Raw genomic sequence first — 19,350 nt, 5'->3', positions numbered from 1 at the left:
CCCGCGCCCCGCGCGAGGTGCGGGCATCCCTGCGGGCAACTCGGGTGCGGGCAACTCGGGTGCGGAAGACCCGGATCCGGGTGTTCGAGAGCGCGCACGAACCGCAGTTGTCCGCCTACACTGCGGGGGCAGAGTTCTGCTGAGGCGGGTGATGGTCATGTCGTCCGGCCGCGAGCACACGATCGAGCCTGCGACGTTCCGACCCGGGCACGGGACGGAGCTGACGTCTTTCGTCGGGCGACGTGGTGCTGTCAGCGGGATCAAACGGCTGCTGTCGAATTCGCGCATGGTCACGCTGACCGGCGCGCCCGGCGTCGGCAAGACGCGGCTCGCCCGGCACGCCGCGCACGACGTGCGCAGGGCCTTCCCCGGCGGCGTGCGCTTCGTCGAACTGGCCGACCCGCCGGAGCCGACCGATGTCGCCGCCGCGGTGCTCGCCGAGCTCGAGCGGGAAGCGGGAACGGACGGGATCGCCGCGGGCGGGCACGCGTCCACAACATCCCGCTCGCCCGCCGAGGAGCCGAGCGATGCGGGGACGCGGCTGGCTCGGTACCTGTCCGGGCCGCGCGTGCTGCTCGTCCTCGACGGCTGCGAACAGCTGGTCGACGACTGCGGCGATCTCGTGCGCGACCTGCTCGCCGCGGTGCCCTCGCTGCGGGTGCTGCTCACCAGCCGCAGCCCGCTCGGCATCGCCGGCGAGCAGGTGTGGACGGTGTCGCCGCTGAGCCTGCCCGGGCTCGACCGCTCGGGCGAGATCGCCGCATCGGAGGCGGTGCGGTTGTTCACCGCGCGGGCTTCGGCCGTCTCCCCCGGTTTCACGTTGAACGCGGACAACGAGCGGCGCGTGGCCCGGGTGTGCCGCGAGCTCGACGGGTTGCCGCTGGCCATCGAGCTGGCCGCGGGTTGGATGCGCTCGCTGTCGGTGGACGACCTGCTCGAGCGCCTCACCGACCCCTACGGCCTGTTGAGCGCGGGTGCGCGGGACGCGCCGGTGCGGCACCGGTCGTTGCGGGCCGCGGTGGACGCGAGCTACGAGCTGTGCGCGTCGGTGGAGCAGACCGTGTGGGCCCGGCTGTCGGTGTTCGCCGGCGGGTTCGAGTTGGAAGCGGCCGAGGAGGTCTGCGCCGGGGACGGGTTGAGCCGTTCGGACGTGTTCAGCGCCGTGGCGGGGCTGGTGGACAAGTCGGTGCTGCAGCCGGAGCAGCAGTCCGACCGCGCCCGGTACCGGTTGCTGCGCACGATCGGTGCGTACGGGCGCCACCGCCTGGGGGCGGGGCCGGTGCGCGAACGGCTGCGGCGGCGGCACCGGGACTACTACCTGCGCCTGGCCGAGGACGTCGACGTGGCCTGGCTCGGGCCGAACCAGGTGGAGTGGCTCGGTCGGTTGCGCTCCGACCGGGGCAACTTCGACGCGGCGCTGGACTACAGCGTGACCGAACCGGGCGAGTCCGACGAGGCGCTGCGGCTGGCGGCGGCGCTGTGGTTCGCCTGGATCGCCGGCGGGGACCTGCGCGCCGGTTGGGAGTGGTTGTCCCGGGCGTGGGAGGCGGCCGACGAGCCGAGTTCCCCGGGGGACGCGGTTGCGCTGCGCGCGGCGGCGGTCGCGGCGCTGATCGCGGTGCTGTCCGGGGACGTCGCGGCGGGCGGGCAGGCGTGCGAGCGGGCCGGCGCTGTGGGGGCGACCGATGCCGACCTGGCGCAGGTCACGGGGCTCGCGGCGCTGTTGCGGGGGGATGCCGAGGAGGCGTGGGGGTGGTTGTCGCTCGCCGTGTCGCGCTCCGGGGAACGCGCGGTCAGCGGGGCGTTGGGGATGCCGAACCTCGCGTTGGCGGCGGTGGTGCGCGGTGAACCGGGGCGGGCGCGCGAGCTGTGCGAGCGGTGCCAGGAGTGGTGCGCCGAGCACGGTGAGCTGTGGTGCTGGTCGTGGGCGGATGTGGTGCTCGGTCTGGTCGAGTGGTCGGTGGGTGACGTGGCTGCGGCGTTGACGCGGCTGCGGGAGGCGCTGCGGGTGAAGTACCTGTTCCGGGACGTGCTCGGCATCGTCACCTGCTTGGAGGCCGTGGCCTGGGTGGAGGCCGCTCGCGGGCGGGCCGTGCGGGCGGAGCGGCTGTTCGCGGCGGTGTCCGAGTTGGCTCCGGTGCCGGGTGGTTACCCGTTCGCGCTGGCGGAGTTCCGGGCGTGGCGCGCGGAGGCGGTGGGACGGGTGCGTGCGGCGCTGCCGGAGCGGGATCGGGCTTCGGCGGCTGAGCGGGGTGCTCGGTGCACGGTGGACGAGGCGGTGCGCTTCGCCCTGGGCGGTCGGCAGGGCGGTGCCGGGGCGGAGGTTCCGGCGCAGTTGACGCCGCGGGAGCGGGAGGTCGCGCGGTTGGTGGCGCGGGGCCTGTCGAACCGGGAGATCGCCGAGCGGCTGGTGATCGCCAAGCGCACTTCGGACAGCCACGTGGAGCACATCCTGGCGAAGCTGGGGTTCACCTCCCGCGCGCAGATCGCGGCGTGGGTGGCCGAGCAGCGCATCGAGGCCTGAAGCGTCTCGGTAGGGATATCGGTACTTCGACCGGTTCCGCTGCGCGGGTGGTCGGCGCGAGTGTGGAGGTATCCGGCGATGCCGGGTTCCACGTCCCGAAAGGCGGCACCGCTGCTGGCCGCGCGGGCGGCGCGCGTGCTCCGGCGCGCGTTCCGGTCACCGCGACCGGCCGGGTGCCCTGCTGCGTGCGAGGAGGTACGTGCTCGACCACTGGCCGAGCGGCGGTACCTGCCCCAGCCGTTCCGCCGCCGGCCGTCCTGACAGCGGGGTGGATGCGCAGTGTCGCGAGGGCGATGACGGGAATCGCCACATCCGCCCCGCTGTTCCCCTGTCCGCCCCCCCCACGTCGGCACCACTGCCGGTGCGGCGGTTCGTTGCGGTGCCGTCGGCTGCCGTTCGGTGCAGGATGGGGGCATGGCGAGTGCGAACGGGTTGTCCCGGCCGCGGAGCCGGGCGTGGATCGCGGGCGTGTGCGTCGGTTTGGCCGAGCGCTTCGACGTGTCACCGGGTCTGGTGCGGTTGCTCTTCGTGGTGTCGTGCGCGTTGCCGGGTCCGCAGGTCCTGCTGTACGTGCTGCTGTGGTTGGCCATCCCCCGAGGGCGCTGACAACAGCGGCACTTGGGACAGCGCGCTTGGGTACAGCGGCCCCTGGGACAGCGGCCCTTGGGGTAGCGGCGCTGAAACAGCGCCGGCCGGTCAGCGCCGGACTGGTCACCACCGGGGCGGTTGGCGAAGCCGGTCAGCGCTGGGCCGGTCAGCGCTGGGCGTGCGCGTCGAGGACGTGGCTGATCGCCGAGGTGACCTTGGCCGCGAACGGCAGGTTGAGGGCTTCGTCGGGCACGTGCGCGTTGCTGCCCGGGCCGAGCGCGCCGGTGACGACGAACTGCGCGTTCGGGTAGGTGCGCTGCAGCAGGCCCATGAACGGGATGGACCCGCCGAGGCCCATGGTGCGCCAGTCGGCTCCGAACACGTCGCTGGCGGCGTTGTCGAGGGCGGTGCGCAGCCACGGTTGCAGGTCGGGCGCGTTCCAGCCGAGGCCGGATTCGGTGTGGCCGAAGGTGACGTGCGCGCCGTGCGGCACGTCGGTGGCCAGCGCGTCGGTGATGGCTCGCAGCGCCGCGTCCGGGTCGGCGGTGGGCGGCAGGCGGAAGCTGAGCAGCAGCGTGGTGTACGGCCGCAGCACGTTGCCCGCGTCGACGGGCGGCGGCAGTCCGTCGGCGCCGGTGACGGACAGGGTGGGCCGCCAGGTGTTGTTCAGGTTGAGCTCTGCTTCGTCCTCGGTCACCGGGTGCACGCCGGTGGGCAGGGTGATGGCGTCGCGGACGAGTCCGGGGGCGGCTTCGACGGCGGCGCGGGCTTCGGCGGCGCGGTCGTCCGGGATGGCGACGTTGAGTTCCGGCAGCAGCAGTTCTCCGGTGGTGGAGTCCTCGATGCGGTCGAGCAGTTGGCGCAGCACGCGGAAGGAGCTGGGCACGATGCCGCTGGCGGTTCCGGAGTGCTGTCCGGCGTCGAGCACGCGGACGGTGACTTCGACCTGGGCGAGGCCGCGCAGCGAGGTGGTCAGCCACAACCGGTCGTAGTCGCCCGCGCCGGAGTCGAGGCAGACGACGAGGCTGACGTCGCCGAGCCGGTCGGCGAGGTGCTCGAGGTAGGCGGGCAGGTCGGGGCTGCCGGATTCTTCGCCGGTTTCGAGCAGCACGACGCAGCGCTGGTGGGCGCCGCCGTGGGTGCGGACGGCTTCGACGGCGGTCAGCGCGGCGTAGCCGGCGTAGCCGTCGTCGGCGGCGCCGCGGCCGTGCAGGTGCTGGTCGCGGACGACGGGGGTCCACGGGTCGAGGCCGTCGGACCAGCCGCCGGCCGGGGGCTGCTTGTCGAGGTGGCCGTAGAGCAGCACGGTTTCCTCGCCGGTGGCGCCGTGCGCGGGGACGTCGATGAGCAGCAGCGGGGTGCGCCCGGGCAGGCGCACCACGTCGATGGCGAGGCCGGGCAGGTCGCGTTCGCTCGCCCAGCGGCGCAGGTGTTCGACGGCCGCGTCGAGGTGTCCGTTGGTTTCCCAACGGGGGTCGAACGCGGGCGAGACGGCGGGGATGCGGACGAAGTCGGACAGGCTCGGCAGGACGTCCGCGTCCCAGGTGCTCTGCACGGTGTTGTTCAGCGCTGCGTGGTCCACGCCGCGATCCTATGCCCGCGCCGCGGAGCGCGTCGCCGCGATGTTTCGGCGAGCCGCCGCGGCTGTGGATGCGGTGCGTCGTCAGTTCGTGATGGCGGTGGGGACGATGGCCGCGGCCATGGTGGTGGTGATCGTGCTGTCGATGTGCTCGGGCAGGTTCTCGGCTTTCGCGACGGAGCGCAGCGTGGCCGCTTCCGCGCGGTCGAGGCCGAGGGAGTGGCCGATTCCCGCGCGTTGGACGAGGGCGCACAGCAGTGCGGTGCGGTCGTCGATGCTGTCGGGGTGGGCCAGGGCGGTGCGGATGTCGTTGATGAGCCGGTTCCGGCTGCTTTCGTCCGGGTAGTAGCGGTCGTCGGGGATGAGCCCGAGGAACCGCCTGGGCACGTGCCGCAGCAGGCCGTTCTCCACGAGGTTGTGCCGGTGCGTGCGCAGGGTGCGTGCGCGGTTGGCCAGCCACCAGGAGAGGTCGGTGGTTTCGGCGCCGTTCTTGGTGCGTCCGGCCAGTTCGGTCACGACCGCGTCGAGCCAGGGCAACCCGGTGCCACCGGTGTCGTGCAGGGCGAGGTCGTGCCCGGTGCGGCGGCGGTGCAGGGTGATGCGTCCGCGCAGCACGAGTTCGCCGATCTGGGCGGCGGCGACGGTGCTGTCGGCGGCCGGGCTCAGGTATTGCGCACCGTTGGGTTTGTGCAGCAGCAGCGCGATCTGGTCGGCGACGGTGGGGAAGTCGTGGCTCACGCGCACAGTATGCGTCGTGGTGCGCGCACGCGGTAGTCGTTGCAACGGCGATGGTCCAGTGCGCGTTAGTCGGATCTCCATTGCTTTGATGACCTGCGGATTCGCCGTGCTCGGCGGGAACTTACGGTGGCGTGGCCGAACCGTTCCGGACGAACGGTTGGTGTGGCAGGCCTCACGGAAGCGGCCGTTTTCGTGTAAGGATGGCGGAAAGCGATCCAGCCCCGGATCGTCCTGCGGAGGGCCCACAGGTCGCCTCCGCCGGCGGTGCGGGGATGTCGGAACGGTCGCCACAAGCGGCCGGACGACGTGAGTTGAGGAGGCAGCATGTCCCCCGAACACTGGACGCGGGACGGCACCGCCGATCCCGGAAGTTCCGGCCCACCTGCCGCAACCGCAGCAGTGCCCACAGGGGAGCAGGTGATCGCCGGTTTGCGGGCGACGAGCGAAGGCGGAGCTGATCTCGTGCAGCTCCTGACACCGGAAGGCCAGCGGGTCACGCCGAGCGACTGGAGCTTGGACGTGTCCGCGGACGAGCTGCGCGGGCTGTACCGCGACATGGTCCTGGTCCGCCGGTTCGATGTGGAGGGCAATGCGCTGCAGCGCCAGGGCCAGTTGGGCATCTGGGTGCCGCTGCAGGGGCAGGAGGCCGCGCAGATCGGTGCGGGCCGCGCGCTGGGGCCCTCCGACATGGCGTTCCCGAGCTACCGCGAGCACGGCGTGGCCTGGTGCCGCGGCATCGACCCGACGGAGCTGCTGGGCATCTTCCGGGGCGTCGACCACGGCGGCTGGGACCCGCTCGAGCGCGGCATGCACCTGTACACGATCGTCATCGGCAACCAGTGCGTGAACGCCGCCGGCTACGCCATGGGGCAGCGCTTCGACGGGCGCGTCGGCGACGACGAGGGCGAAGCGACGATGGCCTTCTTCGGTGACGGCGCGACGAGCCAGGGCGATGTGCACGAGGCGATGGTGTGGGCCTCGGTGTACGACGCGCCGGTGGTGTTCTTCTGCCAGAACAACCAGTGGGCGATTTCCGAGCCGGTGGAGCGGCAGACGCGTGCTCCGCTGTACCACCGGGCCAGCGGTTACGGCTTCCCCGGTGTGCGGGTGGACGGCAACGACGTGCTGGCGTGCCTGGCCGTGTCGCGGTGGGCGCTGCGGGAGTGCCGCCAGGGCAACGGTCCGCTGTTCGTCGAGGCGGTCACCTACCGCATGGGTGCGCACACGACCTCGGACGACCCGTCGCGCTACCGGATGGCCGACGAGTCGGAGGCGTGGAAGTTGAAGGATCCGATCGAGCGGCTGCGGGTGCACCTGACGCGGGAGCACCTGGCCGGTCAGGAGTTCTTCGATTCGGTGCAGGCCGAGTCGGACGAGTTGGCGGAGCGCTTCCGGGACCATTGCGCGCGGTTGCCGGACCCGCCGCCGGAGCGCATGTTCTCGCAGGTGTACGCCCAGGAGAGCCCGCGCGTCGCGGAGCAGCGGGAGCAGTACCTGAACTACCTCGCCGGGTTCGCCGATGCCGAGGTGACGTCGGGAGGTGGTCGGTGATGGCCGCGCCGGCGACGGGGGCGCAGCCGCAGGCGGTCGCTGCGCAGCAGACGGTGACGATGGCGAGGGCGTTGAACATGGCGTTGCGCGCGCGGATGGAGGCCGATCCGCGCGTGCTGGTGATGGGTGAGGACGTCGGCCAGCTGGGCGGTGTCTTCCGCATCACCGACGGGCTGCACAAGGACTTCGGCGCGCAGCGCGTGCTGGACACGCCGCTGTCCGAGTCGGGGATCGTGGGCACGGCGATCGGGCTGGCCATGCGCGGCTACCGCCCGGTGTGCGAGATCCAGTTCGACGGGTTCATCTTCCCCGGATTCGACCAGATCGTGTCGCAGTTGGCGAAGCTGCGGTTCCGCACGCAGGGCAAGGTGCCGATGCCGGTGGTGATCCGGGTGCCGTTCGGCGGCGGCATCGGTGCGGTGGAGCACCACTCGGAGTCGCCGGAGAGCCTGTTCGCGCACGTGGCCGGGTTGAAGGTGGTGGCCTGTTCGAATCCGGTGGACGCCCACTGGATGTTGCAGCAGGCGATCGATTCGGATGATCCGGTGCTGTTCTTCGAACCGAAGCGCCGCTACTACGAGAAGGCGGAGCTGGACACGTCGGTGCGGCCGGCGCCGCTGGAGTCGGCGCGGGTGCTGCGTTCGGGGACGTCGGCGACGCTGGCGAGCTACGGGCCGATGGTGCGCACGTGCCTGGACGCGGCGTCGGCGGCCGCGGAGGAGGGCACCGAGCTGGAAGTGGTGGACCTGCGGTCGCTGTCGCCGCTGGACCTCGAGCCGGTGTTCGCGTCGGTGCGGCGCACGGGGCGTTTGGTGGCCGTGTCCGAGGCCCCTGCCGAGTCGTCGGTGACCTCGGAGGTGTGTTCGCTGGTGCAGCAGCACTGCTTCTACTCGCTGGAGGCCCCGGTGCTGCGGGTGACCGGTTTCGACACGCCGTACCCGCCGAGCAAGGCCGAGGACGGCTACCTGCCGGATCTCGACCGGGTGCTCGCGGCCGTCGACGAGGCTTTGGCCTACTGAAGGGGAGGGGCATGATCAAGCGTTTTCCGCTGCCCGACGTGGGCGAGGGGCTGACGGAAGCGGAGATCCTCGGCTGGCGGGTGAGCCCCGGTGACGAGGTGAGCGTCAACCAGACGATCGTGGAGATCGAAACGGCCAAGGCCACGGTGGAGCTGCCGTGCCCGTGGCAGGGCGCGGTCTCCGAGCTGCTGGCCGAACCGGGCCAGACCGTCGCGGTGGGTGCGCCGATCGTGGCGATCGACGTGGCCGGGGACGCGGCCGAGGAGGAGTCGGCTTCCGCGGGCTCCGCCGAGGAGGATCCGGCGAGCGCGGGCGGGGGCAACAACGGTTCGGTGGCCACGCTCGTCGGTTACGGGCCGCGGGATGCTTCGACGAAGCGCCGGCCGCGGAAGAAACCCGGTGTGGACGCGGCGTCTGCGGGCGCGGAGTCTGCGGGCACGGCCTCCGCCGACGGGTCCGCCGGCGGCACCGGTGGTGCCGCGGCCGAGTCCGGTGTGGCGACCGCGCCTGACGGGACGGATCCCGGCGGGACGGGGTCTGGCGGGGCGGATGTCGCCTCGGCGCAGTCGGCGCAGGAGGTGCCGCTGGCGAAACCTCCGGTGCGCAAGCTCGCCCGCGATCTGGGCGTGGATCTGCGGCGGGTGGCCGGTTCGGGTGCGGGCGGTGTGATCACCCGCTCGGACGTCCAGGACGCCGCTGCTGCTGCCGCCGCTGCTCCTGCCGAGTCCGCGGCGACGGGCGCGGCCGAGTCCGCTGTGGACTCCGAGCGGCGCGAGCACCGGGTTCCGATCAAGGGCGTGCGCAAGGCCACTGCACAGGCCATGGTGGACAGTGCGTTCACCGCGCCGCACGTCACCGAATTCCTCACGGTGGATGTGACCGAGTTGATGCGGCTGCGCGAGCGGTTGCAGGCGCGGTCGGATTTCGCCGGGGTGAAGCTCACGCCGCTGGCTTTCGCGGCGAAGGCGGTGTGCCTGGCGCGCACGCGCACGCCGGACGTGAACGCCGCGTGGGACGAGCAGGCCGGTGAGATCGTGTACAAGGACTACGTGAACCTGGGGATCGCCGCGGCGACCCCGCGGGGGCTCGTGGTGCCGAAGGTGCGCGATGCCGACCGGATGTCGCTGGCCGAGGTGGCGCGGGCCGTGCAGGAGCTGACCGAGACCGCGCGGCAGGGCGCGACCAGGCCGGAGGACATGCTCGGCGGCACGTTCACGATCACCAACGTCGGCGTTTTCGGGGTGGACACGGGCACGCCGATCATCAATCCGGGTGAGTCGGCGATCCTCGCGCTCGGCGCGGTCCGGGAAATGCCGTGGGTCGTGGACGGGGCCGTGGTGCCGCGCCGGGTGTGCCAACTGGCGCTGAGCTTCGACCACCGGGTGGTCGATGGCGAGCAGGGTTCGCGGTTCTTGGCCGATGTGGGCGCGTTGCTGTCCGACCCCGGGGTGGCGTTGGCGTACTGAGGCCTGCTGGAGCGACTGCCGCTCGCTCCGCGAAGCTGCCCGGTTTCCGGTGCGGTGACCGAAAGGCCGGTCGCCGCACCGGAAATCTTCGCGCTCGGTAATGTGTGTGATAACACATGTGCGGGATGCGCGGTGCCGGAGCATCCGAAACTAGTTCGTGACGCTCACGAACAGTGGAGGAGGTTCGCGGTGACCGCGCAGCAACACGAGCAATGGGACATCGTGCACAGCGTCGGCCTCACGGCAGTGGCCGTGGCCGCAGGTCGCGCACTCGAAACCGCACGCCCCGACGGCTTGATCGTCGACCCGTACGCCGCGGACCTCGTTCGCGCGGCGCAGGCCCCGGTGGAGATGCCGCTCGACCCGGGCGAGATCCCGAACGATTCGGACAACTCGCTCATCTGGCGGTTCCTCTCCGACCACATGGGCCTGCGCACCCGCTTCCTCGACAGCGTCTGCGAACGCGCCTCCGCAGGCGGTGTCAAGCAAGCGGTCGTCCTCGCCGCCGGACTGGACGCTCGCGCGTTCCGCCTGGAGTGGCCGGAGAAGGCCGCGGTGTACGAAGTGGACCAACCTGCCGTGCTGGACTTCAAGGACCGGGTGCTCGACGAACTCGGCGTCGCCCCGGCCTGCGAGCGCACCAGCGTGCGCGCGGACCTGCGCGCGGACTGGCTCAGCGAGCTCACCGAGGCGGGTTTCGACCCGCAGCAGCCGACGCTCTGGCTGGCCGAGGGGCTGCTGCCGTACCTGCCCGCGGAGGCCGAGCAGCGGTTGCTGCAGATCATGCACCGCTGCTCCGCACCCGGCAGCGTCATCGCCGTCGAGGGCGGCTCGCCGAGCGCGTGGCAGAACGAACCGGAGTTCCAGCGCGTCTCCGAGTCGTTCGGCATCGACATGAACGAGCTGCTGCACGACGACGACCGCGCGGCCCCCGACACGCAGCTGGCCGAGCTCGGCTGGCAGACCGGCCGCACCACGGTCGGCGAACTCGGGCGCGACGCTGAGCGCGATGTGAGCGGGACCGTGGCCAGGGTGGCCGACGCCCACTACTTCGTCACCGCGGAGCTGCCGGGCTGACCCCCCCGTCTTCCCGAGCCGCCTTCCCGAGCCGTCTTCCCGAGCCCCGGGCGGCGCCCGCCGAGACAGCCCCGGGCAGCGGCACACCCCCGGCTGCACCCGGTAACCGCCCGAGCTAGCGGATCACCCCACCTGACCAGGGGTTTGTACTTTTCTCGAGAAAAGTCGGCGACTTTTCTCGAGAAAAGTACACCACCTCGACCGGGTGAGGTGCTTGCGTAGCGGGCGGGCGGTGAGGCAGGGCGACGAGGGCGGTCAGCGGTCGTGGCGTGCGCGCAGCGATCCCGCCGGCGCGGCGCTACGCTGCGGAGAAGCCGTTGCGGAAGAACCGCTGTGGAGAAGCCGCTGTGGAGAAGCCGCTGCGGAGGGAACAGCTGAGAGGGGAGCGCACCATGGGGTCTCGGCTCAATCCGTATCTCACTTTCGACGGCACCACGCGGCAGGCGATGGAGTTCTACCGGGAGGTCTTCGGCGGGAGGCTGGACATGAGCACGTTCGGCGAGTTCGGCGTCGGGCGCGACGCCGAGGCGGACAAGATCATGCACGCCATGCTCGACACCGACCTCGGGTTCGCGCTCATGGCCTCGGACCTTCCGGAGGGTATGGAGCTCAGGCCGGGCGACAACATCGCCATAGCCGTCAACGGCGACGACGTTGCCGAGCTGCGCGGTTACTGGGAACGGCTCGTCGCGGACGGCGCGGTCACGATGCCCCTGGAGAAGCAGGTGTGGGGTGACGAGTTCGGCATGTGCACCGACCGGTTCGGCATCCAGTGGATGATCGACATCGGCGTGGGCGAGCAGCCGGCCACGTCCTGATCGTCCGCTGCGGAAGCATCGACCCGCCCCGAGCGGGGGCACCGGCTGAAGCCGGAGTTCGGGACGCTGCTGCTCGATCAACCCCCGGAGCAGGTGCCTGTGGAACAGGTGTCCCGGAACAGGTCCCCGGAACGCTCTCCAGCGGTCGCGTACCCGGTCGTCGCGGCCTGCTCGCGCCGTGCGCTGCCCGCGGCTGCGGTGGTGGTTGCCCCGCGGTCACGCGCAGCGGTGGAAGGGACCACCGGGTGTGCCGGCGCGGGGCGAGACCTGCCGGGAGCGCCCGCTCAGGGGTGCCTGCCCGGCAGGTTCAGCTGCGAGGCCGCGGGCCGGTGCTGGTCACCGGCCCTCCTTGCGGCGGCGGCCGCCCTTGCGCGACGCGGATCCGTCCTGCGCCTGCTCCTGGGCCTGCTGGGCTTGCCCTTGCTGGGCCTGCTCGTGTTGGCCCTGCTCGTGCCCGGCCCGTTCGTGTTGGCCCTGCTCGTGCTGGGCTGGTTCGTGCTGGGCCTGTTCTTGCTGGGCCGGCGGGTCCTCTTCCGGGGCCTGCTCGGTCGGTTCCGCGGCGAGGCTGAGCTCGGGCCCGGCAGAGGGCTCCGCCTGCTCCGCGGTGCTGGACTCGGGCTGCGCCGCGGTGCTGGACTCGGGCTGCGCCGTTGCCGCGGTTTCTCCGCTGTCGCTCAGGAACCCGAAGGCGTGCTCCGTGAAGTCGTGGACGTCGATCTCCGGGAGCTCGCCGAGCTCCTCGTTGATCTCCTGGAAGATCGGGGTTTCCGAGTCGGGGATGGTCTGCACGCTTCGCCCTCCCGTGTCGCTTCGCACGCTGCACCGAGCCCGCGAACGCGTCGCGAGTCCCGGCCGCCGAGTCCGGGCCACGCTGCCCGGCTCGGATGACGCGGTGGCCGCAGGGGCCACGTCACCGCATGGGCACCTCATCGATCACCGCATGGGTCACGTCATGGTGACGCGCACGGACGTTCGGCGTGACGCGACACCCTTGAACTCACTCGGTCGAGTGAGTGAGCAGTTTGTGCGTACGCGATCGCACAAGCCCAGGGCATGATGCAATCTCACGTCGTCGCTCGCTTGGCGGTTGTGCGATTCGGCACCGTGTCAATCAACACGTAACACACCGTTCACCCGCCGGTGCCCTGGGCGAACGCGCAGGAGAGCCGGCGCAGGAGGACCCGGCGCAGGAAGGATCAGCGCAGGAAGATCCAGGCGCAGGCGGGTGCGAGGGGCCGTGCCGCGACGGCGACCCGGGTGCGAGCACCCGACGCGCCGTCGCAGGCCGGCGAGCGCGCGGAGCTCCGGTCAGGCGATGTGCCGACCGGACAGAGCCCGGGCGATGACCAGCTGCTGGATCTGCTCGGTGCCCTCGAAGATGTCGTAGACCTTCGCGTCCCGGTGCATCCGCTCCACCGGGTATTCGCGGGTGTAGCCGTTGCCGCCGAGGATCTGGATCGCCCGCTCGGTCGCCCACGTGGCCACGCGCCCGGCCTTGAGCTTGGACATGGAGCCTTCGCCGTGCTGGAAGCCCTCGTTGCGGCCCTGCCAGGCCGCCCGCCACACCAGCAAGCGCGCCGCGTCGATCTCCGTGCGCATGTCGGCGAGGGTGAACGCGATGGACTGGTTGTCGATGATCGGGCGGCCGAAGGTCTCGCGCTGGCCGGCGTAGTCGAGCGCGTGCTCGTAGGCGGCGCGGGCGATGCCGAGGGCTTGCGCCCCGACCGCGGGCCGGGACAGCTCGAAGGTCTTCATCGCCGCCTGCTGGGAGGCGCGGTTCCCCTCGCGGGCCCGGGCGATCCGCTCGTCGAGCTTCTCCTTCTCCCCGAGCAGGCACCGGCCGGGGACGCGCACGTCGTCGAGGAAGACCTCCGCGGTGTGCGAGGCGCGCAGCCCGTGCTTGCGCAGCTTGCCGGGCGAGCTCAGCCCCTTCGTGCCCGGCGGGACGACGAACGCCGCCTGCCCGCGCGAGCCGAGCTCGGGATCCACCGCGGCCTGCACGACGTGCACGTTGGCGATGCCGCCGTTGGTGGCCCAGGCCTTCTGGCCGTTGAGCACCCACTCGTCGGTGGCCTCGTCGTAGACCGCGCGGGTGCGCATCGCCGACACGTCCGAGCCCGCACCGGGTTCGGAGGAGCAGAACGCGGCGACCTGCGGTTCGTCCTCGTCGCCGTAGCACTGCGGCACCCATTCGGCGAGCTGGTCGGGCGTGCCGGCGGCGAAGATGCCGGCCACGGCCAGCGTGGTGCCGAAGATGGCCATGCCGACACCCGCGTCGCCCCAGAACAGCTCCTCGTTCGCGATCGGCAGGGACAGCCCGGTGTCGTCGGCCCAGAACGTGGCCAGGGATTCGAAACCGTAGAGGCCGATCTTGGCGGCCTCCTGGATGACGGGCCAGGGGGTTTCCTCGCGTTCGTCCCACTCCGCGGCGGCGGGGCGGATCGTCCGCTCGGCGAACCCGTGCACCCATTCGCGCAGGTCGCGCTGCTCTTCGCTGAGTTCGAGGGAGAAGCTCATCGTCGTGCTACGCCTTCGGGATCTGGAACAGTTTCGTCAGGCCGGCGGCGAACCCGAGATCCCCGGCGACCTTGAGCTTGCCCTTCATGAACAGGGCGGGCGGCGAGGCGTTGCCGGAGGCCAGTTTCAAGAAGTCGGTGCCGCCGAGGGTGATCGTCGCGCGCGGTTCGTGCTGCGGTTCGCGGTTGACCGTGCACTGCCCGGCGCTGAGCACGCACTCGTAGCGGCGGTGCTCATCGGCCGAGGGCGGGCCGATGCGCCAGCGGATGACCGCCTCGGTGTTCGCGCCGGCCTTGTCGGCGCGGTAGTGCTCGCTCATGCGCCGGAAGACCTCGTCGAGGATCCGGTCGGCGAGTTCGGGGTGCGCCATGACCGCGTCGATCTGCTCGGTCGAGGCGCGGGAGATGAGGCGGGCGAACTGCTCGGGGGAGAGCGCGCTGAGGTCGACGTCGGCGTTGTCGCGGGCGGCTTCGGAGGCGGCTTGCAGCAGGGCGACGAACCGTTCCTGATCGACCTGGCGGGGGTCGAGGTCGCCGAGGGCGGTGATCGGATCGGTTTCGTTCATGACCACCTCCATTGTCTACTCGTGAGTAATACTACTTTTGAGTAGGTTGACGCGCAAGGGTGGCTCGAGATCCGATGAGCAGCAGCTCGCGCAGCACCCTGTGCTGCTGAGAACTGTGCTGCTGCGAACTGCGCTGCTGCGAACATGTCGCCACCGCGGTGCGGCGCCCCCCGGGACGACGACCCGCGCGCCGAACGAACGAGGTGAGATGTCCGAACACGCCGAACGGACCAGGCCCCGCACTCGCCGCCTGCCGCGCGAGGTGCGCGAACGCCAGATCCTGGACGCGGCGGTGCACGTGTTCGCCACGCGCGGCTACCACCCCGCGTCGATGGACGAGATCTCGGAGAGCGCGGGCGTGTCCAAGCCGATGCTCTACTCCTACCTCGGGGCCAAGGACGAGCTGTTCCTCGCGTGCCTGCGCCGCGAAGGCGCCCGCCTGACCGAGGAGATCCATTCCGCGGTCGACACCGAGCTGGACGCGGCCGAGCAGCTCTGGCGCGGCCTGCGCACCTTGTTCGAATACGTGCGCGACGATCCCGACGGCTGGACCCTGCTGCGGCGGCAGACCAACGCCCAGGGCGATCCGTTCCTCGCCGAACTCGCCCAGTGGCGCCAGAACATCGTCCGGCTCATCGCCGAGATGCTCTCCCGCGCCACCGAAGGCGGCGCCACCCCGCGCAGCACCGACCAGCTCGAACCGTTCTCGGCCGCGCTGGTCGGGGCCAGCGAATCCCTCGCGAACTGGTGGTTCGAACACCCCGAGCACACCGCCGACGGCATGGCGCGCAGGTTGATGAACATGGTGTGGATGGGATTCGGCGATCTCGTCCAGGGCAACTACTGGGAGCCGGGAACGGGCGCGTGAACCGCCGCACCTCGGAGGCGTCGCCGCTCCGGCAGCGACTTCAGGACCGCGAAGTCCCCGTCAGGTGTGGTTTTCCGGAGCGCGAGTACACGCCGAAGTCGAAACCGCCCTCCTGCTCCCGTGCCGCGAAGTCCACCGTGGACGGAATCGTGAGCGGTTTGCCGAACTCCACCGATACCGTGCCGGTCGACGACGCGCGCCCCTGCAGCGAGGCCAGGCACCGCGCCAGCGTCCACATGCCGTGCGCGATCGCCCGGTTGAAGCCGAAGGCCTTCGCGCTGAGCGGGTGCAGGTGGATCGGGTTGCGGTCACCGGAAACCGCCGCGTAGCGCCGGCCGATGTCGCCGGGCACGCGCCACTGCTCCGCCGGCTCACCCGGGTCGGTCGGCGCCTTCCCGGTGCGTTCGCCGGACCCGCCGCCGCGGCGCAGGTACGTGCTGCGCTCGGACCAGACGAGTTCGTCGTCCACAGTGGTCTCGGTGCACACGTCGAACTGCGTGCCCTTGGGGTGCGGGCGCTCGTTGTCCACCCGCACGCGTTGCGTGGGCAGTTCGGTGACCTTCAGCGGCCGGAACTGCTCGATGGTGTTGGCCACGTGCACCAGCCCGACCAGCGGGTGCGGGAACCCGCGATCGGTCATCAGTTGCACCGACAGCGGAAACGACAGCACGTGCGGGTAGGTCGCCGGGACCTCGTCGCGCACGCCGAAACCGCAGACCCGGTTGTAGGCGGCCAGGTGATCGAGGTCGATCGGCACCTCGCGACGCACGTACTCCGTGTCCGGCAGGCCGCCGCCGCGGCGGATCGGCGTGGTGGCCGCGGCTTTCGCGTACAGCGCGGCCAGGTTCGGGGCTTTCGTCAGTTCGGGCACGTCACGCTCCCAGCAGGCTCTGTCCGCACACGCGCACGAGGTTGCCGTTGACCCCGGCCGAGGCCGGGTGGGCGTACCAGGCCACGGTCTCGGCCACGTCCACCGGCAATCCGCCCTGCGACATGCTGTTCATCCGGCGTCCGGCTTCGCGCACCACCAGCGGGACGGCCGCGGTCATCTTCGTTTCGATGAAACCGGGGGCGACGGCGTTGATCGTGGCGCGGCGCTGCGCGGCGCGTTCGCCGTGCGCGCGGACGTAGCCGAGCACGCCGGCCTTCGACGCCGCGTAGTTCGCCTGGCCCACGTTGCCGGCGATACCGGCGACCGAGGACACGCCGATGATGCGCCCGTCGGCGCGCAGCGGCGAGTCCTCGGCGGTGAGCAGCTTCTCGTTGATGCGTTCCGGAGCGGTGAGGTTGACCCGCAGCACCGCGTCCCACTGCTCGCGGGTCATGCGCTTGATCGTCTTGTCCCGCGTGATGCCCGCGTTGTGCACCACCACGTCCAGCCCGCCGTGCCGCTCGGTGAAGTGCTCGGCGATGTGCTGCGGCGCGTCCTCGGCGGTGATGTCCAGCTGCAGCGCGGAACCGCCGACCCGGTTGGCCACGGTGGCCAGTTCGCCGCCCTGGGCGGGCACGTCCAGGCACACCACGTGCGCCCCGTCGCGGGCCAGCGTCTCGGCGATGGACGCGCCGATGCCGCGGGAGGCGCCGGTGACCAGGGCGGTCCTGCCGCGCAGCGGTGCCTCGTCGGTGAGGTCGCCGGCCACCTCGCCGCGGGCGCCGACGCGGACCACCTGGCCGGAGACGTAGGCCGAGCGCGCCGACAGCAGGAACCGCGCGGTCGAACCGATCGCGTTCTCCCCGCCCGCGGAGACGAGCACGAGCTGGGCCGTGGCGCCGCCGCCGATCTCCTTGCCGACGGTGCGCACGAAGCCTTCCAGCGCGCGCTGGGCGGTGGCCGCGCGGGCGTCGTCGAGCTCCTCGGGCGGCGTGCCGAACACGATGACGCGGCCGCAGCGCTGCACCTGGCGGATCGCCTCGTGCACGAACTCGTACAGCTGCCACAGGTCCTCGCTGGCCGCGATGCCCGTGGCGTCGAAGACCAGGCCGGCGTAGCGCTGCTCGTCCGCGCGGGTTTCGGCGGTCTCCGCGGACAGCGTGCGCAGCACGCCGCGCAGGCTGTCGCCGAGGCGGCCGTTCGCGGCGGCGCCGAGCAGCACCGGGCCCTGCACGACCGGCGCGCCGGGGTGGTGCCGTTGCAGCGGAGTCGGCGTCGGCAAGCCCAACCGCTTGGCGAGCGGGCGTCCCAGGGAGGAGGAGGTGAACTGCTGGTACCGGTCGGTCATGCGTTTCTCCTGCGAATGGTTCACGGCGCGGTGCCTGCCCGGTGTGGCGGGAGCGGGGCTCCTGCCCGCGGATGCTGCGCGTGGAATTGCCACACCTTAAGCTACCCACGAGTAGGTTAGTCTGTCGTACGCGGGTCGCACCAGTCCGGCCGCGCCCGACGACCTCGGGCAGCAGTCGGTCAGCACGTGCACCACATCGTTCGGCACGCACAAGGAGCCAGGGATGTCCCCACAGCGAGTCGCCATCGTCGGCGCCAACCGAATCCCTTTCGCCCGCGCCGGTGGGCCGTATGCGCACGCGTCCAACCAGGACATGCTCACCGTCGCCCTCGACGGTCTGATCGCCCGCTACGGTCTGGCCGGGCAGCGGCTCGGTGAGTTCGCCGCCGGGGCGGTGCTCAAGCACAGCCGCGACTTCAACCTCGCCCGCGAGACCGTGCTGGGCTCCCAGCTCGACCCGCGCACCCCGGCGCACGACGTGCAGATGGCCTGCGCGACCGGCCTCGAATCGGTGATCTCGGTGGCCAGCAAGATCGCGCTCGGCAAGATCGAGGTCGGTGTGGCCGGCGGCGTCGACTCCGCCAGCGACGCCCCGATCCAGGTCAACGAGGACCTGCGCAAAGTGCTGCTCGAGGTGAATCACGCGCGCAGCCTCGGCGGGCGGCTCAAGGCCCTCGCCGGCCTGCGCCCCGGGCAGATCGTGCCGGAGATCCCGCGCAACGCCGAACCGCGCACCGGGCTGTCCATGGGCGAGCACGCGGCGCGCACCGCACTGGCCTGGGGCGTCTCGCGCGAGGCCCAGGACGAGCTGGCCGCGCGCAGCCACCAGCGCCTCGCCGCCGCCTACGAGCGCGGGTTCTTCGACGACCTGGTCACGCCCTTCCACGGGCTCACCCGCGACCAGAATCTGCGGCCGGACTCCACGGCGGACAAGCTCGCCAAGCTCAAGCCCGTGTTCGGCAGCGGCCCCGCGTTCGGCAACGGATCGGAGGCCACGATGACCGCGGGCAACTCCACCCCGCTGTCCGACGGCGCCGCCACGGTGCTGCTGGCCAGCGAGGACTGGGCGCGCGAGCACCGGCTGCCCGTGCTCGCCTACCTCAGCGACTTCGAATCGGCGGCCGTGGACTACGTCAGCGGCACCGAGGGGCTGCTCATGGCGCCGGTGTACGCGGTGCCGCGGATGTTGGAGCGGGCCGGTCTCGGCCTCGGCGACTTCGACTTCTACGAGATGCACGAGGCCTTCGCCTCGCAGGTGCTGTGCACGCTGCAGGCCTGGCAGGACCCCGAGTTCTGCCGCGAGCGGCTCGAGCGGGAGGCGCCGGTGGGTGAGATCGATTCGGAGCGGCTCAACGTCAACGGCTCGTCGCTGGCGGCCGGGCACCCGTTCGCCGCCACCGGCGGGCGCATCGTCGCCACCCTCGGCAAGCTGCTGTCCGAGAAGGGCTCCGGTCGGGGGTTGGTCTCGGTGTGCGCCGCGGGCGGCCAGGGAACCGCGGCCGTGCTCGAGCGGGAGTGAGTCAGTGCCCAGGGTGTTTCCCGCTTCGGTGCATGTTGCTCGGATGACGGCGGAACGAGCGGCTGCACCGCCGGCGGAACGGGCCGCAGGTGCAGCTCGGTGTGATGTAGGGCACATTCGGCTATGCGTGTAACGCCAGGCCGAGGGCCGGCGATACACAGGACGACCCCGCGATGCTGTCGGACCCCCGACCTGGCAGCGTCGCGGGGTTTTCCATGTTCGGGGTCGTGCAGGCATTCGCGATCTGTGCGGAACGCGCCCCTGGTACCGGGCGTTGCTGCCGTGATCACGCACGTGGAACG

General features: G+C 71.5%; 16 protein-coding genes. 9 read left to right on the top strand and 7 right to left on the bottom strand.

Annotated features, from left to right (window positions below):
* Nucleotides 1-157: 157 nt before the first annotated feature.
* Nucleotides 158-2,524, top strand: coding sequence for an ATP-binding protein (locus ACVGV2_RS20385; RefSeq protein ID WP_459163950.1), 2,367 nt, complete (start codon nt 158-160; stop codon nt 2,522-2,524).
* Nucleotides 2,525-2,938: 414 nt separating this feature from the next.
* The gene (locus tag ACVGV2_RS20380) at nt 2,939-3,130 is read left to right on the top strand and encodes a PspC domain-containing protein (protein WP_459163949.1); all 192 of its coding nucleotides are present in this window, start codon (nt 2,939-2,941) and stop codon (nt 3,128-3,130) included.
* A gap of 148 nt (nt 3,131-3,278) precedes the next feature.
* On the opposite strand, the gene ACVGV2_RS20375 is transcribed toward ACVGV2_RS20380, so the two are convergent.
* Nucleotides 3,279-4,694 carry a M20/M25/M40 family metallo-hydrolase gene (locus ACVGV2_RS20375; protein ID WP_459163948.1) on the bottom strand — a complete coding sequence of 472 codons (1,416 nt, stop codon included), beginning with the start codon at nt 4,692-4,694 and terminating at the stop codon, nt 3,279-3,281.
* A gap of 81 nt (nt 4,695-4,775) precedes the next feature.
* Nucleotides 4,776-5,429 (bottom strand): GOLPH3/VPS74 family protein, encoded by a 654-nt coding sequence (locus ACVGV2_RS20370; protein ID WP_459163947.1) that lies wholly within the window; start codon nt 5,427-5,429, stop codon nt 4,776-4,778.
* A gap of 324 nt (nt 5,430-5,753) precedes the next feature.
* Here ACVGV2_RS20370 and pdhA point away from each other — a divergent pair, with 324 nt between their 5' ends.
* The 5 genes from pdhA (at nt 5,754) to ACVGV2_RS20345 (ending at nt 11,360) form a co-directional block, all read left to right on the top strand.
* The gene (gene pdhA / locus ACVGV2_RS20365; protein WP_459163946.1) at nt 5,754-6,980 is read left to right on the top strand and encodes a pyruvate dehydrogenase (acetyl-transferring) E1 component subunit alpha; all 1,227 of its coding nucleotides are present in this window, start codon (nt 5,754-5,756) and stop codon (nt 6,978-6,980) included.
* Entirely contained in the window at nt 6,980-7,999 is a 1,020-nt protein-coding gene (locus ACVGV2_RS20360) for an alpha-ketoacid dehydrogenase subunit beta (protein ID WP_459163945.1), read from the top strand. Before pdhA ends, ACVGV2_RS20360 begins: the two co-directional genes overlap by 1 nt.
* A gap of 11 nt (nt 8,000-8,010) precedes the next feature.
* A complete protein-coding gene (locus ACVGV2_RS20355) occupies nt 8,011-9,465 on the top strand; it encodes a dihydrolipoamide acetyltransferase family protein (protein WP_459163944.1) in 1,455 nt (484 codons plus the stop codon).
* A 189-nt stretch (nt 9,466-9,654) separates the two neighbouring features.
* Nucleotides 9,655-10,542, top strand: a complete 888-nt coding sequence (locus ACVGV2_RS20350; RefSeq protein ID WP_459163943.1) for an SAM-dependent methyltransferase — start codon at nt 9,655-9,657, stop codon at nt 10,540-10,542.
* Nucleotides 10,543-10,934: 392 nt separating this feature from the next.
* The gene (locus ACVGV2_RS20345; RefSeq protein ID WP_459163942.1) at nt 10,935-11,360 is read left to right on the top strand and encodes a VOC family protein; all 426 of its coding nucleotides are present in this window, start codon (nt 10,935-10,937) and stop codon (nt 11,358-11,360) included.
* A gap of 336 nt (nt 11,361-11,696) precedes the next feature.
* Here ACVGV2_RS20345 and ACVGV2_RS20340 read toward each other — a convergent pair whose 3' ends face one another.
* From ACVGV2_RS20340 to ACVGV2_RS20330, 3 genes are all read right to left on the bottom strand, one after another.
* On the bottom strand, nt 11,697-12,149 hold the full coding sequence (locus tag ACVGV2_RS20340; RefSeq protein ID WP_459163941.1) for a hypothetical protein: 453 nt from the start codon (nt 12,147-12,149) through the stop codon (nt 11,697-11,699).
* 519 nt (nt 12,150-12,668) lie between these two features.
* Entirely contained in the window at nt 12,669-13,877 is a 1,209-nt protein-coding gene (locus ACVGV2_RS20335) for an acyl-CoA dehydrogenase family protein (protein WP_459163940.1), read from the bottom strand.
* A gap of 7 nt (nt 13,878-13,884) precedes the next feature.
* Entirely contained in the window at nt 13,885-14,442 is a 558-nt protein-coding gene (locus ACVGV2_RS20330; RefSeq protein ID WP_459163939.1) for an SCP2 sterol-binding domain-containing protein, read from the bottom strand.
* Nucleotides 14,443-14,650: 208 nt separating this feature from the next.
* Between ACVGV2_RS20330 and ACVGV2_RS20325 the strand changes: the two genes are divergently transcribed.
* Nucleotides 14,651-15,310 (top strand): TetR/AcrR family transcriptional regulator, encoded by a 660-nt coding sequence (locus ACVGV2_RS20325; RefSeq protein ID WP_459163938.1) that lies wholly within the window; start codon nt 14,651-14,653, stop codon nt 15,308-15,310.
* Nucleotides 15,311-15,350: 40 nt separating this feature from the next.
* Here the strand turns inward: ACVGV2_RS20325 and ACVGV2_RS20320 are convergent, their stop codons facing one another.
* Both ACVGV2_RS20320 and ACVGV2_RS20315 read right to left on the bottom strand, forming a co-directional pair.
* Nucleotides 15,351-16,181 carry a MaoC family dehydratase gene (locus ACVGV2_RS20320; RefSeq protein ID WP_459163937.1) on the bottom strand — a complete coding sequence of 277 codons (831 nt, stop codon included), beginning with the start codon at nt 16,179-16,181 and terminating at the stop codon, nt 15,351-15,353.
* A gap of 1 nt (nt 16,182) precedes the next feature.
* Nucleotides 16,183-17,529, bottom strand: a complete 1,347-nt coding sequence (locus ACVGV2_RS20315) for a 3-oxoacyl-ACP reductase (protein WP_459163936.1) — start codon at nt 17,527-17,529, stop codon at nt 16,183-16,185.
* Between the two features lie 223 nt (nt 17,530-17,752).
* Here ACVGV2_RS20315 and ACVGV2_RS20310 point away from each other — a divergent pair, with 223 nt between their 5' ends.
* Entirely contained in the window at nt 17,753-19,048 is a 1,296-nt protein-coding gene (locus tag ACVGV2_RS20310; protein ID WP_459163935.1) for an acetyl-CoA C-acetyltransferase, read from the top strand.
* Nucleotides 19,049-19,350: the final 302 nt, after the last annotated feature.

This window comes from Bounagaea algeriensis (genome assembly GCF_054491375.1).
This window is presented reverse-complemented; position numbering and strand designations above follow the sequence as displayed.

Excerpts from the sequence above, each read along its gene's own strand:
- ACVGV2_RS20360 (WP_459163945.1), top strand. The coding sequence starts at position 6,980 with ATGGCCGCGCCGGCGACGGGGGCGCAGCCGCAGGCGGTCGCTGCGCAG.
- ACVGV2_RS20380 (WP_459163949.1), top strand. The coding sequence starts at position 2,939 with ATGGCGAGTGCGAACGGGTTGTCCCGGCCGCGGAGCCGGGCGTGGATC.
- ACVGV2_RS20345 (WP_459163942.1), top strand. The coding sequence starts at position 10,935 with ATGGGGTCTCGGCTCAATCCGTATCTCACTTTCGACGGCACCACGCGG.
- pdhA (WP_459163946.1), top strand. The coding sequence starts at position 5,754 with ATGTCCCCCGAACACTGGACGCGGGACGGCACCGCCGATCCCGGAAGT.
- ACVGV2_RS20385 (WP_459163950.1), top strand. The coding sequence starts at position 158 with ATGTCGTCCGGCCGCGAGCACACGATCGAGCCTGCGACGTTCCGACCC.
- ACVGV2_RS20330 (WP_459163939.1), bottom strand. The coding sequence starts at position 14,442 with ATGAACGAAACCGATCCGATCACCGCCCTCGGCGACCTCGACCCCCGC.
- ACVGV2_RS20355 (WP_459163944.1), top strand. The coding sequence starts at position 8,011 with ATGATCAAGCGTTTTCCGCTGCCCGACGTGGGCGAGGGGCTGACGGAA.
- ACVGV2_RS20310 (WP_459163935.1), top strand. The coding sequence starts at position 17,753 with ATGTCCCCACAGCGAGTCGCCATCGTCGGCGCCAACCGAATCCCTTTC.
- ACVGV2_RS20315 (WP_459163936.1), bottom strand. The coding sequence starts at position 17,529 with ATGACCGACCGGTACCAGCAGTTCACCTCCTCCTCCCTGGGACGCCCG.
- ACVGV2_RS20325 (WP_459163938.1), top strand. The coding sequence starts at position 14,651 with ATGTCCGAACACGCCGAACGGACCAGGCCCCGCACTCGCCGCCTGCCG.
- ACVGV2_RS20335 (WP_459163940.1), bottom strand. The coding sequence starts at position 13,877 with ATGAGCTTCTCCCTCGAACTCAGCGAAGAGCAGCGCGACCTGCGCGAA.